This window comes from Streptomyces sp. NPDC093600, assembly GCF_044764755.1.
In the GTDB taxonomy this organism is placed as follows: Bacteria; Actinomycetota; Actinomycetes; order Streptomycetales; family Streptomycetaceae; genus Streptomyces.
In genome coordinates this window covers 14450-28507 of record NZ_JBIWIU010000012.1, presented here as the reverse complement: position 1 = coordinate 28507, position 14058 = coordinate 14450, and the positions used below count along the sequence as shown (strand labels likewise).

The following is a 14058-nucleotide window of genomic DNA, read 5'->3' as shown; positions in this document are numbered from 1 at the left end:
AAGGGGAACATGCCATGAGCGCCGAGGACCTCGAGAAGTACGAGACCGAGATGGAGCTGAAGCTCTACCGGGAGTACCGCGACGTCGTCGGGCTGTTCAAATACGTGATCGAGACCGAGCGGCGCTTCTACCTCACGAACGACTATGAGATGCAGGTGCACTCGGTTCAGGGCGAGGTGTTCTTCGAGGTATCCATGGCAGATGCCTGGGTCTGGGACATGTACCGGCCCGCCAGGTTCGTGAAGCAGGTCCGCGTCCTCACGTTCAAGGACGTGAACATCGAGGAGCTCAACAAGAGCGACCTGGAGCTCCCCGGCAGCTGACCGGCCCCCTCGCCGGGCGCCGCTCAGCCGGCCTGCGACGGTCCCAAACCACCCGCACGAGTGAGGCGGTTTTCCACAGGCGACCGCCCCTCCACAGCCTCCTGCACCCAGCGTCGCCAGGTGTCACCGTCGGTGCCGGAGGTGGTACCGATGAACGCCACGAAAGCACTCGGACGGTACGGAGAGGAACTCGCCGTCCGCCGGCTCACCGAGACCGGCATGACCGTCCTCGCCCGGAACTGGCGCTGTGGACGCGCCGGAGAGATCGACATCGTCGCCAGGGACGGCGACACCGTCGTGGTCTGCGAGGTGAAAACCCGCCGCGAAGGCCCCTTCGAACACCCCATGGCCGCCGTCACCCCCACCAAGGCGCACCGCCTCAAACGACTCGCCGCCTGCTGGCTCGACCGCCACGGCGCACCCCCGCCCGACGGCGGCGTCCGCATCGACCTCATCGGGGTCGTCCTGCCCCGCCGCGGCGCACCCCGCCTCACCCACGCCAGGGGCGTGGCCTGATGGGATTCGCCCGCACCTGCTCCGTCGCCCTCGTCGGCGTCGAAGGCGTCGTCGTCGAGGTCCAGGCCGACCTGGAGGCCGGAGTCGCCGCCTTCACCCTCGTCGGACTCCCCGACAAGAGCCTCACCGAAAGCCGCGACCGAGTCAGGGCCGCCATCGTCAACTCCGACGCCGAATGGCCCCAGAAAAAACTCACCGTCGGACTCAGCCCCGCATCCGTCCCCAAGGGCGGCAGCGGATTCGACCTCGCCGTCGCCGCAGCCGTGCTCGGCGCCGCCGAACGCATCGACCCCCGCGTCATCGCCGACCTCGTCCTCATCGGAGAACTCGGACTCGACGGCCGCGTACGCCCCGTACGAGGCGTCCTGCCCGCCGTCCTCGCCGCGGCCGACGCCGGCTACCGACAGGTCGTCGTCCCCGAACAGACCGCCGGCGAAGCCTCCCTCGTCCCCGGAGTCTCCGTCCTCGGCGTCCGCAGCCTGCGCCAGCTCATCGCCGTCCTCACCGACGAACCCGTCCCCCACGAGGAACCCACCGAGGAAGGCCGCCCCGACGCCATGCTCGCCGGACTCCTCGTCCCCGGCGCCGGCATCGGCACCGGACTGGCCGCCGACCCCGCCGACGGACCCGACCTCGCCGACGTCGCCGGACAGCACGGCGCCCGCAGAGCCCTCGAAGTCGCCGCCGCCGGCAACCACCACCTGCTGCTCTCCGGACCACCGGGCGCCGGAAAGACCATGCTCGCCGAACGCCTCCCCGGCATCCTGCCCCCACTCACCCGCCAGGAGTCCCTGGAAGTCACCGCCGTCCACTCCGTCGCCGGCATCCTCCCGCCCGGCGAACCCCTCGTCCGCCGCGCGCCCTACTGCGCACCCCACCACTCCGCGACCATGCAGTCCCTCGTCGGCGGCGGCAACGGACTCCCACGCCCCGGCGCCGTCTCCCTCGCCCACCGAGGCGTCCTCTTCCTCGACGAGGCCCCGGAGTTCTCGGGCAAAGCACTCGACGCCCTGCGCCAACCCCTCGAATCCGGGCACGTCGTCGTCGCCCGCGCCGCCGGAGTCGTACGCCTGCCGGCCCGCTTCCTCCTCACCCTCGCCGCCAACCCCTGCCCCTGCGGACGGCACACCCTGCACGGCGCCGGATGCGAATGCCCCACCTCCCTCATCCGCCGCTACCAGGCACGGCTCTCCGGACCCCTCCTCGACCGCGTCGACCTGCGCGTCGAAGCCGAACCCGTCACACGCTCCGACCTCCTCGCCCAAGGCGGCCGCGGCGAATCCACCACGACCGTCGCCGACCGCGTCCGCGAGGCACGCGACCGAGCCGCGACCCGCCTCGCCGACACCCCCTGGACCGTCAACAGCGAAGTGCCCGGACACGAACTCCGCACCCGCTACACCGTCGCCCCCGGCGCCCTCGCGGCCGCCGAACGAGACATCGAACGCGGCATGCTCACCGCCCGCGGCCTCGACCGGGTCCTCCGCGTCGCCTGGACCGTCGCCGACCTCGCCGGACACGACCGCCCCGACACCCGGGACGTCGGCCTCGCCCTGGAACTGCGCACCGGCATCGCCCGGGGCGTGGCCGCCGCGGGAGCGGGTGACCGCTCATGAACGCCGACGACGAGCGCCTCGCCCGCGCCGCCCTGACCCGCATCGTCGAACCCGGCGACGAACACGCCGGCCGCTGGCTGGACCGGTACGGCGCCAACGGGTTCCTCCAGCGCCTCAGGGACCCGGCCCGACACGAACCCGACCCCGGCACCCTGCCCGAGCCGTGGCCAGACACCCTGCCCGAGCCGCGGGCAGGCACCTTGCCCGAGCCGCGGGCAGGCACCTTGCCCGAGCCACGGCCCGACGACGGGCGCCCCGCGCGCAGCGGGCACCCGCCCCCGCGCTCCGCCGACCCGGGGCCGTTCCCCGGAACCGGTGAGAAACGGGTCGACGGATGGCGACGACGAGCCGCCGACGCCGACCCCCGACGGGACCTCGACGCCATCGCCCACCACGGCGGTCGCTTCGTCGTCCCCGGCGACACCGAATGGCCCCGACAACTCGACGACCTCGGCGACGCCCGCCCCATCGGCCTCTGGATCCGGGGCCCGGCCGACCTGCGCTCCTGGGCCCTGCGCTCCGTCGCCGTCGTCGGCGCCCGCGCCTGCACCCCGTACGGCGCCCACATCGCCACCACCCTCGCCTCCGACCTCGCCGAACGCGGTTGGGTCGTCGTCTCCGGAGCCGCCTTCGGCATCGACGGCGCCGCCCACCGAGGCGCCCTCGCCGCCCACGGCGCCACCGTCGCCGTCCTCGCCTGCGGCGTCGACACCCCCTACCCCCGCGGCCACGCCGGGCTCCTCCGCCGCATCGCCGAACAGGGCCTCGTCATAGGCGAGTTACCGCCCGGCAGCCACCCCACCCCCAGCCGCTTCATCCTCCGCAACCGCGTCATCGCCGCCCTCACCCGAGGCACCGTCGTGGTCGAGGCCGAATACCGCAGCGGCTCCCTCGTCACCGCCCGCCACGCCCAACGCCTCGGCCGCCACACCATGGGCGTCCCCGGCGCCGTCACCAGCGGTCTCTCCGCCGGCGTCCACGAACTCCTGCGCGGCCAGGCCACCCTGGTCACCGACGCCGCGGAGGTCATCGAACTCGTCGGCGACATGGGTGAACTCGCGCCCGCCCGCCGAGGCCCCGTCCTGCCCAGAGATCTCCTCGCCCCCGCCGCGGCCCGCGTCCTCGAAGCCCTGCCCGCCCGCCGCCCCACCCCCGTGAACGAGATCGCCGCACGAGCCGGCACCGCCCCCGACGACACCCTCGCCCGGCTGTACGAACTCCACTCCTTGGGGTACGTCGAGCGGCAAGGAGGCGACTGGCGGTTGACGAACAGCCCGCCCGAAGGGTCGAACGCGCGGCGAGGCGGTACTTGACCTGGGGCATTCGGGTGAAAAGGTGATGCCGATGAACAGCCGAGTTCCCTCGGCCGCACCCGAGGAGCCGACCCCCGCCACGACCAGCGTTCGAAGATGTGGCCGACGCCCCCCACCCGCACCGGCCCGATCCACGAATGTTCGCTCACCGCGACAGCCCAGTCACGCTACGCTCACCAGAATTCACTACCGGACACCCACTCCGACCCACTCCACAGCAGAACGGCTCAAGGCAACGCATGCCCCAGCACACCTCCGGGTCTGACCGCGCTGCGGTGCCCCCAGCAGCCCGGGGCACCGTGCGACCGCCCGCACCGACATCGCTCGACGAGCTCTGGCGGTCCTACAAGGACACGGGCGACGAGCGGCTGCGGGAGCAGCTGATCCTCCACTACTCCCCGCTCGTCAAGTACGTCGCCGGCCGCGTCAGTGTGGGACTGCCGTCCAACGTCGAGCAGGCGGACTTCGTCTCCTCTGGGGTCTTCGGCCTCATCGACGCCATCGAGAAGTTCGACGTCGAACGGTCCATCAAGTTCGAGACCTACGCCATTACCCGCATCCGCGGCGCGATGATCGACGAACTGCGCGCCCTCGACTGGATCCCCCGCTCCGTACGCCAGAAGGCCCGCAACGTCGAGCGCGCGTACGCCACCCTCGAAGCCCAACTGCGGCGCACCCCGACCGAGACCGAGGTCGCCGCCGAGATGGGCATCGCCCTGGAGGAACTGCACGCGGTTTTCAGCCAGTTGTCCCTGGCGAACGTGGTCGCGCTCGAAGAGCTGCTGCACGTCGGCGGAGAGGGCGGCGACCGGCTGTCGATCATGGACACGCTGGAGGACACCGCCGCCGACAACCCCGTCGAGGTCGCCGAGGACCGCGAGCTCCGCCGCCTGCTGGCCCGGGCCATCAACACCCTCCCCGAGCGGGAGAAGACCGTCGTCACGCTCTACTACTACGAAGGACTCACCCTCGCCGAGATCGGGCACGTCCTCGGCGTCACCGAGAGCAGAGTCAGCCAGATCCACACCAAGTCCGTCCTCCAGCTGCGCGCCAAGCTGGCCGATGTAGGACGCTGACGCCCGGGGGCCGGTCGTACAGTGGAGCCGTGCCCAGGATTCGAGCGGCCTCCGTGGCCGAGCACCGGTCGATGCAGCGCGGCGCCCTGCTGGACGCCGCGCGATCCCTGCTGTCCGAAGGCGGAACGGAAGCGCTCACCTTCCCCGCCCTCGCCGAGCGCACGGGCCTGGCCCGCTCCTCGGTGTACGAGTACTTCCGCTCCCGCGCGGCCGTGGTCGAGGAGCTGTGCGCCGTCGACTTCCCCGTCTGGGCGGCCGAGGTCGAATCCGCGATGGCCGAGGCCGGTACCGCCGAGGGCAAGGTCGAGGCGTACGTCCGCAAGCAGCTGGAGCTGGTGGGCGACCGGCGCCACCGCGCCGTCGTCGCGATCTCCGCGAGCGAGCTCGACGACGGCGCCCGCGAGAAGATCCGCGCCGCCCACGGCGGCCTGGTCGCCATGATCGTCGAAGCCCTCCGCGACCTGGGCCAGGACCAGCCCCGCCTCGGCGCGATGCTCCTCCAAGGCGTGGTGGACGCGGCGGTGCGCCGCATCGAACTCGGAGCGGCCGAGGATCCGGACCGGATCGCGGAGGCCGCCGTCTCCATGGCCCTCCGCGGCGTCCGGGGCTGACCCCCGCCTCCTCCCCCCGCCCCCACCCCCACCCCTCCCCCCCTTTCGTCACGGCTGGGTTCTACGGCACCCCCGCCACCGGGAGCAGGCGGGACGGGCCCGTCCGTAGCAGAAGCAGGGGGTTGAGGTAGGTGTCGCCGCGGAGCAGGCCCCAGTGGAGGCAGGACTCCGGGCAGTGGGGGGAGTCGTCGTCCGGGGCGGCGACGGTGGCCACCGGTTGGCCGCTGGTGACGGTGGTGCCCTCCGCCACCAGCGGGGTCACGGGGCTGTAGGTGGTGCGCAGCGGCGGGGTGCCGGTGCCCGGCAGGGTCACGGTCAGGACTCCGCGGCCGCCGACGGGGCCGGCGAAGGTGACCGTGCCGGAGGCCGTCGCGTGGACGGGGGTGCCCGGTGGGGCCGCGAGGTCGAGGCCGCGGTGGCCGGCGGCGTACGGTCCGGCGGGTGGGTCCCAGCCGCGGAGGATCTCCGGGGGCGGTGGTCCCACGGGCCACACCAGGGTGAGGGTGAGGAGCAGTGTCGTCAGGTGCATGGACGACACGATCCCGGGGTGGTCCGGTTCGTGGGGGTCATGGACGGTATCTGTGGACGACGGGCCGGTTGTGGACAGAGCCGTCACCCGGTCGTGGACAGCGCCGTCACCCGGTGCTCCCTGGGTCCCGTACACTTCCTATGGCGATCCGGGTCACCGGGTCGACTTCGCACGCCCCGCCACCACCCTCACGGGTCGTGGAGCGCCTTTCGGTCCCTTGCGGCACGGCGCGCCGGGGTGTCAGGACATAACCGAGAAACTCAAGGAGATACGGCCATGGCCGTCGTCACGATGCGGGAGCTGCTGGAGAGCGGCGTCCACTTCGGTCACCAGACCCGTCGCTGGAACCCGAAGATGAAGCGCTTCATCTTCACCGAGCGCAACGGCATCTACATCATCGACCTGCTCCAGTCGCTGTCGTACATCGACCGCGCCTACGAGTTCGTCAAGGAGACCGTCGCGCACGGCGGCTCCATCATGTTCGTCGGTACGAAGAAGCAGGCCCAGGAGGCCATCGCCGAGCAGGCGACGCGTGTCGGCATGCCGTACGTCAACCAGCGTTGGCTCGGTGGCATGCTCACCAACTTCTCCACCGTCTACAAGCGTCTGCAGCGCCTCAAGGAGCTCGAGCAGATCGACTTCGAGGACGTCGCCGCCTCGGGTCTCACCAAGAAGGAGCTCCTGGTCCTCTCGCGCGAGAAGGCCAAGCTGGAGAAGACCCTCGGTGGTATCCGCGAGATGCAGAAGGTGCCCAGCGCCGTCTGGATCGTCGACACCAAGAAGGAGCACATCGCCGTCGGTGAGGCGCGCAAGCTCCACATCCCGGTCGTCGCGATCCTCGACACCAACTGCGACCCCGACGAGGTCGACTACAAGATCCCGGGCAACGACGACGCGATCCGCTCCGTCACCCTGCTCACCCGCGTGATCGCCGACGCCGTCGCCGAGGGCCTCATCGCCCGTTCCGGCGCCGCGACCGGCGACTCGAAGCCGGGCGAGAAGGCCGCGGGCGAGCCGCTCGCCGAGTGGGAGCGCGACCTGCTCGAGGGTGAGAAGAAGGCCGACGAGACCGTCGAGGCCGCCGAGGGCGAGAAGCCGGCCGAGGCCGCTGCCGAGGCTCCGGCCGCGGACGCCGAGGCTGCTCCGGCCGCTGAGGCCGAGGCTCCGGCCGCCGAGGCCGAGCAGGCCTGATCCACGGCCCGGCCTTCACCGGCCGGGCTGGTTCGGACGGAACGGACGTCGACGGCGGGGGCCCACGAAGCCCCCGCCGTCCACCCGTAGATCTTTCAGACTTCGAGAGAGAAACTCAGACTCATGGCGAACTACACCGCCGCTGACGTCAAGAAGCTCCGTGAGCTCACCGGCGCCGGCATGATGGACTGCAAGAAGGCGCTCGACGAGGCCGACGGCAATGTCGACAAGGCCGTCGAGGCCCTGCGCATCAAGGGCCAGAAGGGCGTCGCCAAGCGCGAGGGCCGCTCTGCCGAGAACGGCGCCGTGGTCTCCCTCATCGCCGACGACAACACCTCCGGTGTCCTCGTCGAGCTGAAGTGCGAGACGGACTTCGTCGCCAAGGGTGACAAGTTCCAGGCCGTCGCCAACAAGCTCGCCGAGCACGTCGCCGCCACCTCCCCGGCCGACCTGGAGGCGCTGCTCGCCTCCGAGATCGAGCCCGGCAAGACCGTGCAGGCGTTCGTCGACGAGGCCAACGCCAACCTCGGCGAGAAGATCGTCCTCGACCGCTTCGCGCAGTACGCCGACGGCTACGTCACGGCCTACATGCACCGCACCATGCCCGACCTGCCCCCGCAGATCGGTGTCCTCGTCGAGTTCGACAAGGCGACCGACGACATCGCGGCGATCGCCAAGGGGGTCGCGCAGCACATCGCCGCCTTCGCGCCGAAGTACCTCACCCGTGAGGACGTTCCGGCCGAGGTCGTCGAGACCGAGCGTCGCGTCGCCGAGGAGACCACCCGCGCCGAGGGCAAGCCCGAGGCCGCGCTCCCGAAGATCGTCGAGGGTCGCGTCAACGGCTTCTTCAAGGACGCCACGCTGCTCGGCCAGCCGTACGCGCTCGACAACAAGAAGTCCGTCCAGCAGATCCTGGACGAGGCCGGCGTCACCCTGAAGCGCTTCACGCGCATCAAGGTCGGCATCTGAGTCCGTACGCAACGGACACCGGACCCCGGTAGGGTCTGAAGCAGTTGTCCGCGTTCGCGTAGGACGACCGCAGATCTGACGAGGAGGCCATTGCCGTAGGGGAAACCGCAAGGACCCAAGGCAATGGCCTTCTTCGTATGTGCACGAGGAGATCTCCATGAATCAGGGCGCCGCACAGGGCGACGACAACCACGGCAAAAAGGCCGGCCGCTTCATGCTGAAGCTGTCCGGTGAGGCATTCGCCGGCGGCGGCGGGCTCGGCGTCGACCCCGACGTCGTGCACAAGATCGCACGCGAGATCGCCGCGGTCGTTCGCGACGGCGCGGAGATCGCGATCGTGATCGGCGGCGGGAACTTCTTCCGCGGCGCGGAGCTGCAGGTGCGCGGTATGGACCGGGCGCGCTCCGACTACATGGGCATGCTCGGCACGGTCATGAACTGCCTCGCCCTCCAGGACTTCCTGGAGAAGGAGGGCATCGACTCCCGCGTCCAGACCGCCATCACCATGGGTCAGGTCGCGGAGCCGTACATCCCGCTGCGCGCCGTACGCCACCTGGAGAAGGGCCGCGTCGTCATCTTCGGCGCCGGTATGGGCATGCCCTACTTCTCCACCGACACCACGGCCGCCCAGCGCGCCCTGGAGATCGACGCCGAAGCCCTGCTCATGGGCAAGAACGGCGTGGACGGGGTCTACGACTCCGACCCGAAGGCCAACCCCGACGCGGTCAAGTTCGACGCACTGGAGTACGGCGAGGTGCTCTCGCGCGACCTGAAGGTCGCCGACGCCACCGCCATCACCCTGTGCCGGGACAACAACCTCCCGATCCTCGTCTTCGAACTGCTCGCCGAGGGCAATATCGCGCGCGCGGTGAAGGGTGAGAAGATCGGCACTCTCGTGAGCGACCAGGGCACCCGGGCCTGAGCCTCGGCTCGAACCGGGTACCGCCCCGCGAGGGGATGGACAGAGCCCTGCCGGTCGTACACCGTGCAGGACAAGACGCGACGACACGCAGGAGCAACTGGTGATCGAAGAGACCCTCCTCGAGGCCGAGGAGAAGATGGAGAAGGCCGTCGTGGTCGCCAAGGAGGACTTCGCCGCGATCCGCACCGGCCGTGCGCACCCGGCGATGTTCAACAAGATCGTGGCGGACTACTACGGTGCCATCACGCCCATCAACCAGCTGGCGTCCTTCTCGGTGCCCGAGCCGCGCATGGCCGTGGTGACCCCGTTCGACAAGAGCGCGCTGCGCAACATCGAGCAGGCGATCCGCGACTCCGACCTCGGCGTCAACCCGAGCAACGACGGCAACATCATCCGTGTGGTGTTCCCCGAGCTGACCGAGGAGCGCCGCCGGGAGTACATCAAGGTCGCCAAGAGCAAGGCCGAGGACTCCAAGATCTCGATCCGCTCCGTCCGCCGCAAGGCGAAGGAGACCATCGACAAGCTGGTCAAGGACGGCGAGGTGGGCGAGGACGAGGGCCGCCGCGGCGAGAAGGAGCTCGACGACACCACCGCGAAGTACGTCGCGCAGGTGGACGAGCTGCTCAAGCACAAGGAAGCCGAGCTGCTCGAGGTCTGATGAACGACTCTTCCTGGGGGGCCCCGGCCGGTTCCGGCTACCGGGAGCCCCACCAGGGGCCTGCCCCGGCGGGTCCCGCATACGATGGGCGGCAGGCGGCGCAGACTCGGCCCATGCCCATCGTGCCCGACGTCCCCGCCGGCGACCACCAGGACGACCACGATCGGGGGGCCGCTCACCGGAGCGGTCCCCCGTTCGGTGCCGAGACGCCGAACGAGCACCCGCAGGAGCCCATGTCCAGCCCGTCCCAGCCCGCCACCCCGAAGAAGAAGACCGCGGGGCGCGATCTGGGCGCGGCCATAGGAGTCGGGCTCGGGCTCGGCGCCGTCATCATCGCGTCGCTGTTCATCTGGAAGGCCGCGTTCGTCGGCGTGATAGCGGTCGCCGTGGTGGTCGGCCTGTGGGAGCTCACCTCCCGCCTCCAGGAACGCAAGGGCATCAAGGCGCCGCTGGTGCCGCTCGCGGTCGGCGGCACTGCGATGGTCGTCGCCGGTTATGTCCGCGGCGCGGAGGGTGCCTGGGTCGCCATGGCGCTGACCGCTCTGGCGGTGCTGGTGTGGCGCATGACCGAGCCGCCCGAGGGCTATCTGAAGGACGTCACGGCGGGCGTCTTCGCCGCGTTCTACGTACCGTTCCTGGCGACGTTCGTGGCGCTGATGCTCACCGCCGACGACGGACCGCAGCGGGTGCTGATGTTCCTGGTGCTGACCGTGGTCAGCGACACCGGCGCGTACGCGATCGGCTGGCGTTTCGGGAAGCACAAGCTGGCACCCCGCATCAGCCCCGGAAAGACCCGTGAGGGACTGCTCGGGGCGGTGGCCTTCGCGATGGGGGCCGGCGCGCTGTGCATGCAGTTCCTCATCGAGGACGGCACGTGGTGGCAGGGGCTCGTCCTCGGCCTGGCGGTGGCGGCGAGCGCGACGCTCGGTGACCTCGGCGAGTCGATGATCAAGCGGGACCTGGGCATCAAGGACATGGGCACGCTGCTGCCGGGGCACGGCGGCATCATGGACCGGCTGGACTCGCTGCTGCCGACGGCTCCGGTGGTCTGGCTGCTGCTCGTGATCTTCGTCGGTACGACCTGACCCGCGGTTTCTTACGGGGAAGGGCCCGCCGTCCCAAGGACGGCGGGCCCTTCCCCGTCATCGTCGGCGCAGCAGGCGTCCGCGCAGCGCGGCCCGTGCCGCGTTGGCGCCCGGTGCGCCGTGGACCCCGCCGCCCGGGTGGGCCGAGGCGGACGCCAGATACAGGCCCCTGACCGGCGTCTCCGGGCGCCCGGTGCCCGGGGTGGGGCGGAAGACGAGCTGCTGGTGCAGGGAGGCCGTACCGCCGTTGATGGCACCCCGACGCAGATTCGCGTCCATCGACTCCAGCGTCGGCGGGGCCAGGACGCGCCGCGCCCGGATCCGGTCACGGAAGCCGGGGGCGTACCGCTCCACCTGCGCCTCCACGCGGTACGCCATCGCCTCCATCTCCCGGGTGTTCCAGACTCCGGTGATCCCGTCGGGTCCCGCGTCGCCCCGGATGTGCTGCGGGAGGTGCGTGTACGCCCACGCCGACTCGGTCCCGGCCGGTGACCGCCCCGGATCCGCCGTGGTCATCTGGCCGAAGAGCGCGAACGGCTCGTCCGGGACGAGCCCCATGGAGATCTGGGCGGCGAACCGGGTCAGCCCGTCCACCCCGTCGGCCAGGTGCACGGTTCCGGCCGTCGCCGCCGCGGGCGCCGTCCACGGCACGGGCGCGTCGAGCGCCCAGTCGACCTTGAAGGTGGCGAAGTCCCACTGGAAGCGCCGGATGTCGCGCAGCAGCCGGTCGGGCAGATGCGCCGGGTCGACCAGCCGCCCGAAGAGGGCGGGCGCCGACACATCGGCGAGCACGGCCCGCCGCGCGGGCACCTCCTCACCGGCCGCCGTACGGGCCGCCACCGCCCTGCCCTCCCGTACGACGACCGACACCACCCGCTCCCCGCACCGAACCGCACCCCCGAGCCCGGACAGGCGGCGGACCAGCGCGGCGGTCAGCGCCCCGGCGCCGCCCACCGGCACCGGGAAGCCGTGGCTCTGGCCGAGCATCGACATCAGCCAGCCGAACCCTCCGCTGCCCGCCGCCTCCGGAGCCAGATCGGCGTGCAGCGCGTTGCCCGCGAGGAGCAGCCGGCCCGCCTCCCCGCCGAACTCCTCCTCGCCCAGCCGGCGGACCGGCAGCGACAGGTTCCTGGCCAGTCGCAGCGCGGACGGCGGGCTCATCCGGGTCGCGAGGCGCAGCGTGGCCAGGACGGGCGGGAACGGGGTGAACAGGGCGCGCCTGATGTCCGCGCCCAGCCGGTCCCACACCGCGTACATGCTCCGCCAGGCGTCGCCGTCGCCGTCGGCGAACGCCTCAAGCCCCGTCGCCGTGTCCTCGACGTCCCGCGCGAGCACCGCGCAGCGGCCGTCGCGCAGCGGATGCGCGAGCACCCGTGGGGCGTGGCTCCAGCGCAGGCCGTGGCGCGCCAGGTCGAGGCGGGCCAGTACGGGGGAGGCGGCGGCCAGCGGATAGAAGGCGCTGAACAGATCGTGGACGTAGTCGGGGTGGACGCCCCGGTCGCTGCGCACCGCGCCGCCCGGCTCGGGCTGTTCCTCCAGGACCTCCACGCTCCACCCGGCGTCCGCGAGGAGGTTGGCGGCGACGAGACCGTTGGGGCCGGCCCCGATCACCACGGCGTCGGGCACCGGTCACACCGCCCGCGGCGGCGGGGCGGCCGCCGCGTCACCCGCCCGTGCGCCGGAGGCGGCGCCGTCGCCCGGCTCGTTCTCGACGGTTCTGGCCAGCCGCGAGAGCATGTCCCGGTGGCGCAGTTGCATCAGCGCGTCCGACAGCGTGTTGTGCCAGCGTCCGCCCAGTCCGCGCAGCGGATGCTCGTCACAGATGACCAGGCACTCCTCGCCCCACGGGCGGACTTCGAGCGCGACCCGGGCGGTTCCGATGCCCTTGGCGACAGCCTCCAGCTCCAGGAGGGTCCCGGGCTCGCAGCGGCGCACGATCGTCTCGCCGCTGCCCGACCACGGGCCGAACCGGACCGTGTACCGCAGCCGGGAGCCCACCCGCGGCCAGTCGCCGTCCAGGGGATCCGACTCCGAGGTGCCCACCACCCACTCGCTGTAGCGCGACGGGTCCGCGAGGACCGCCCAGACGGCCTCCGGGCTCCGGCGGATCAGCTGGTGTCGTACGGCCATGGGGTCCTCCCGGGTGAGAAGTCGGTCGTCGAGCGAGCGGGTTCCCGCTCCCGCGCGGAACATCCCCCACCTGCCTACCGTGGACCCATGGGCGGAGGTTCACCACTGCGGGGCCGTACGGCCGTCGTGACGGGCGCGGCGCGCGGCGTGGGGGAGCGGGTGGCCCTGGCTCTCGCCCGGCGCGGCGCGCGCGTCGCCCTCCTCGGGCACGAGGAGGCGGAACTGGCCCGGGTGGCGGCCCGCTGCCGCGAGGCGGGCGGCGCCGCCCACCACTGGCGGGCCGACGTGACCGACGAGCGGCGGATGGCGGCCGTGGCGGAGGAGGTCGAGCGGCGGCTCGGGCCCGCGTCCGTCGTCGTCGCCAACGCGGGGATCGCGGCCGGCGGCCCGTTCGACCGGACAGCCCCCGACACCTGGCGGCGGATCGTCGAGGTCAACCTCATCGGCAGCGCCGTCACGGCGCGCGTCTTCCTGCCCGCCCTGTCGGCGACCCACGGCTACTACCTGCAGATCTCCTCGCTCGCGGCGATCACGCCGTCGCCGATGATGACGGCGTACGCCGCGTCGAAGGCCGGCGTGGAGGCGTTCACCCACTCCCTGGGCGCGGAGGTCGCGCACCGCGGCGTGGCGGTAGGCGTGGCCCGGCTCCTCTGGCACGACACCGGCATGATCCGGGCGGCCGACGACCACCGGGTGATGCGCGAGCTGCGGCACCGGCTGCCGTGGCCCGCCTCCCGTGTCCACCGCCTCGACCGGGTCGGCGAGCGGCTGGCCCGGGGCATCGAGCGCCGCAGCGCCGTCGTGAGCCTGCCGCCCTGGCTGCGCCTCGTCCCGGCGGCCGGCCCGCTGCTGCCCGCACTGGTCACCCTCCGCGCCCGACGCGTCCTGTCCCGCCTCGACGAGGACGCCCTCGCCCCCACCGGCTTCCTCGGCCCGGGCGGCATCGCGGACCGGACCCGCCCGCGGTAGGGCCAGGTCGGGGGCGTCCTGACCGGCTCGTACGCGGTTCGCGCCCCGACGGCCCCGACGGCCCCGACGGCCCCGACGGCCCCGACGGCCCCGACGGCCCCGACGGCCCCGACGGCCCCGACGGCCCCGACGGCCCCGACGGCCCCGGCG

The 14058-nt window shown here is 72.1% G+C and carries 15 protein-coding genes; 12 read left to right on the top strand and 3 right to left on the bottom strand.

Going from position 1 to position 14058, the window contains the following annotated elements; all coding sequences use genetic code 11:
* Positions 1-14: 14 nt before the first annotated feature.
* The 6 genes from ACIRB4_RS25825 to ACIRB4_RS25800 all read left to right on the top strand — a co-directional run bounded on the left by ACIRB4_RS25825 (position 15) and on the right by ACIRB4_RS25800 (position 5455).
* Positions 15-323, top strand: coding sequence for a DUF2469 domain-containing protein (locus tag ACIRB4_RS25825; RefSeq protein ID WP_005311352.1), 309 nt, complete (start codon positions 15-17; stop codon positions 321-323).
* Positions 324-473: 150 nt separating this feature from the next.
* Entirely contained in the window at positions 474-839 is a 366-nt protein-coding gene (locus tag ACIRB4_RS25820) for a YraN family protein (RefSeq protein WP_403294558.1), read from the top strand.
* A complete protein-coding gene (locus ACIRB4_RS25815) occupies positions 839-2455 on the top strand; it encodes a YifB family Mg chelatase-like AAA ATPase (protein ID WP_403294557.1) in 1617 nt (538 codons plus the stop codon). Before ACIRB4_RS25820 ends, ACIRB4_RS25815 begins: the two co-directional genes overlap by 1 nt.
* On the top strand, positions 2452-3768 hold the full coding sequence (gene dprA, locus ACIRB4_RS25810; protein ID WP_403294556.1) for a DNA-processing protein DprA: 1317 nt from the start codon (positions 2452-2454) through the stop codon (positions 3766-3768). The genes ACIRB4_RS25815 and dprA overlap by 4 nt, the downstream gene beginning before the upstream one ends.
* Positions 3769-4007: 239 nt before the next feature.
* Positions 4008-4844 (top strand): RNA polymerase sigma factor WhiG, encoded by an 837-nt coding sequence (gene whiG, locus ACIRB4_RS25805; RefSeq protein ID WP_403294555.1) that lies wholly within the window; start codon positions 4008-4010, stop codon positions 4842-4844.
* Between the two features lie 53 nt (positions 4845-4897).
* Complete coding sequence (locus ACIRB4_RS25800) at positions 4898-5455, top strand: TetR/AcrR family transcriptional regulator (protein WP_403294717.1); 558 nt, start codon at positions 4898-4900, stop codon at positions 5453-5455.
* Between the two features lie 61 nt (positions 5456-5516).
* Here ACIRB4_RS25800 and ACIRB4_RS25795 read toward each other — a convergent pair whose 3' ends face one another.
* Entirely contained in the window at positions 5517-5984 is a 468-nt protein-coding gene (locus ACIRB4_RS25795) for a murein hydrolase activator EnvC family protein (protein ID WP_403294553.1), read from the bottom strand.
* 276 nt (positions 5985-6260) lie between these two features.
* Between ACIRB4_RS25795 and rpsB the strand changes: the two genes are divergently transcribed.
* The 5 genes from rpsB to ACIRB4_RS25770 all read left to right on the top strand — a co-directional run bounded on the left by rpsB (position 6261) and on the right by ACIRB4_RS25770 (position 10809).
* Complete coding sequence (gene rpsB / locus ACIRB4_RS25790; RefSeq protein ID WP_403294552.1) at positions 6261-7175, top strand: 30S ribosomal protein S2; 915 nt, start codon at positions 6261-6263, stop codon at positions 7173-7175.
* Between the two features lie 123 nt (positions 7176-7298).
* The gene (tsf, locus tag ACIRB4_RS25785) at positions 7299-8144 is read left to right on the top strand and encodes a translation elongation factor Ts (protein ID WP_403294551.1); all 846 of its coding nucleotides are present in this window, start codon (positions 7299-7301) and stop codon (positions 8142-8144) included.
* A gap of 157 nt (positions 8145-8301) precedes the next feature.
* Entirely contained in the window at positions 8302-9066 is a 765-nt protein-coding gene (gene pyrH / locus ACIRB4_RS25780; protein WP_403294550.1) for a UMP kinase, read from the top strand.
* Positions 9067-9166: 100 nt separating this feature from the next.
* On the top strand, positions 9167-9724 hold the full coding sequence (gene frr / locus ACIRB4_RS25775; protein WP_137993093.1) for a ribosome recycling factor: 558 nt from the start codon (positions 9167-9169) through the stop codon (positions 9722-9724).
* Positions 9724-10809 (top strand): phosphatidate cytidylyltransferase, encoded by a 1086-nt coding sequence (locus ACIRB4_RS25770; protein WP_403294548.1) that lies wholly within the window; start codon positions 9724-9726, stop codon positions 10807-10809. Before frr ends, ACIRB4_RS25770 begins: the two co-directional genes overlap by 1 nt.
* 57 nt (positions 10810-10866) lie before the next feature.
* On the opposite strand, the gene ACIRB4_RS25765 is transcribed toward ACIRB4_RS25770, so the two are convergent.
* A complete protein-coding gene (locus ACIRB4_RS25765; protein WP_403294547.1) occupies positions 10867-12435 on the bottom strand; it encodes a phytoene desaturase family protein in 1569 nt (522 codons plus the stop codon).
* A gap of 3 nt (positions 12436-12438) precedes the next feature.
* Entirely contained in the window at positions 12439-12939 is a 501-nt protein-coding gene (locus tag ACIRB4_RS25760) for an SRPBCC family protein (RefSeq protein ID WP_403294546.1), read from the bottom strand.
* 87 nt (positions 12940-13026) lie between these two features.
* On the opposite strand from ACIRB4_RS25760, the gene ACIRB4_RS25755 reads away from it, so the two are divergent.
* The gene (locus ACIRB4_RS25755) at positions 13027-13908 is read left to right on the top strand and encodes an SDR family oxidoreductase (RefSeq protein ID WP_403294544.1); all 882 of its coding nucleotides are present in this window, start codon (positions 13027-13029) and stop codon (positions 13906-13908) included.
* Positions 13909-14058 lie beyond the last annotated feature (150 nt).

Bases quoted from the DNA above. Each gene is read 5' to 3' on its own strand.
- ACIRB4_RS25755 (WP_403294544.1), top strand. From the start codon at position 13,027: ATGGGCGGAGGTTCACCACTGCGGGGCCGTACGGCCGTCGTGACGGGC.
- ACIRB4_RS25770 (WP_403294548.1), top strand. From the start codon at position 9,724: ATGAACGACTCTTCCTGGGGGGCCCCGGCCGGTTCCGGCTACCGGGAG.
- tsf (WP_403294551.1), top strand. From the start codon at position 7,299: ATGGCGAACTACACCGCCGCTGACGTCAAGAAGCTCCGTGAGCTCACC.
- ACIRB4_RS25820 (WP_403294558.1), top strand. From the start codon at position 474: ATGAACGCCACGAAAGCACTCGGACGGTACGGAGAGGAACTCGCCGTC.
- ACIRB4_RS25760 (WP_403294546.1), bottom strand. From the start codon at position 12,939: ATGGCCGTACGACACCAGCTGATCCGCCGGAGCCCGGAGGCCGTCTGG.
- rpsB (WP_403294552.1), top strand. From the start codon at position 6,261: ATGGCCGTCGTCACGATGCGGGAGCTGCTGGAGAGCGGCGTCCACTTC.
- dprA (WP_403294556.1), top strand. From the start codon at position 2,452: ATGAACGCCGACGACGAGCGCCTCGCCCGCGCCGCCCTGACCCGCATC.
- ACIRB4_RS25825 (WP_005311352.1), top strand. From the start codon at position 15: ATGAGCGCCGAGGACCTCGAGAAGTACGAGACCGAGATGGAGCTGAAG.
- pyrH (WP_403294550.1), top strand. From the start codon at position 8,302: ATGAATCAGGGCGCCGCACAGGGCGACGACAACCACGGCAAAAAGGCC.
- ACIRB4_RS25795 (WP_403294553.1), bottom strand. From the start codon at position 5,984: ATGCACCTGACGACACTGCTCCTCACCCTCACCCTGGTGTGGCCCGTG.
- whiG (WP_403294555.1), top strand. From the start codon at position 4,008: ATGCCCCAGCACACCTCCGGGTCTGACCGCGCTGCGGTGCCCCCAGCA.
- ACIRB4_RS25815 (WP_403294557.1), top strand. From the start codon at position 839: ATGGGATTCGCCCGCACCTGCTCCGTCGCCCTCGTCGGCGTCGAAGGC.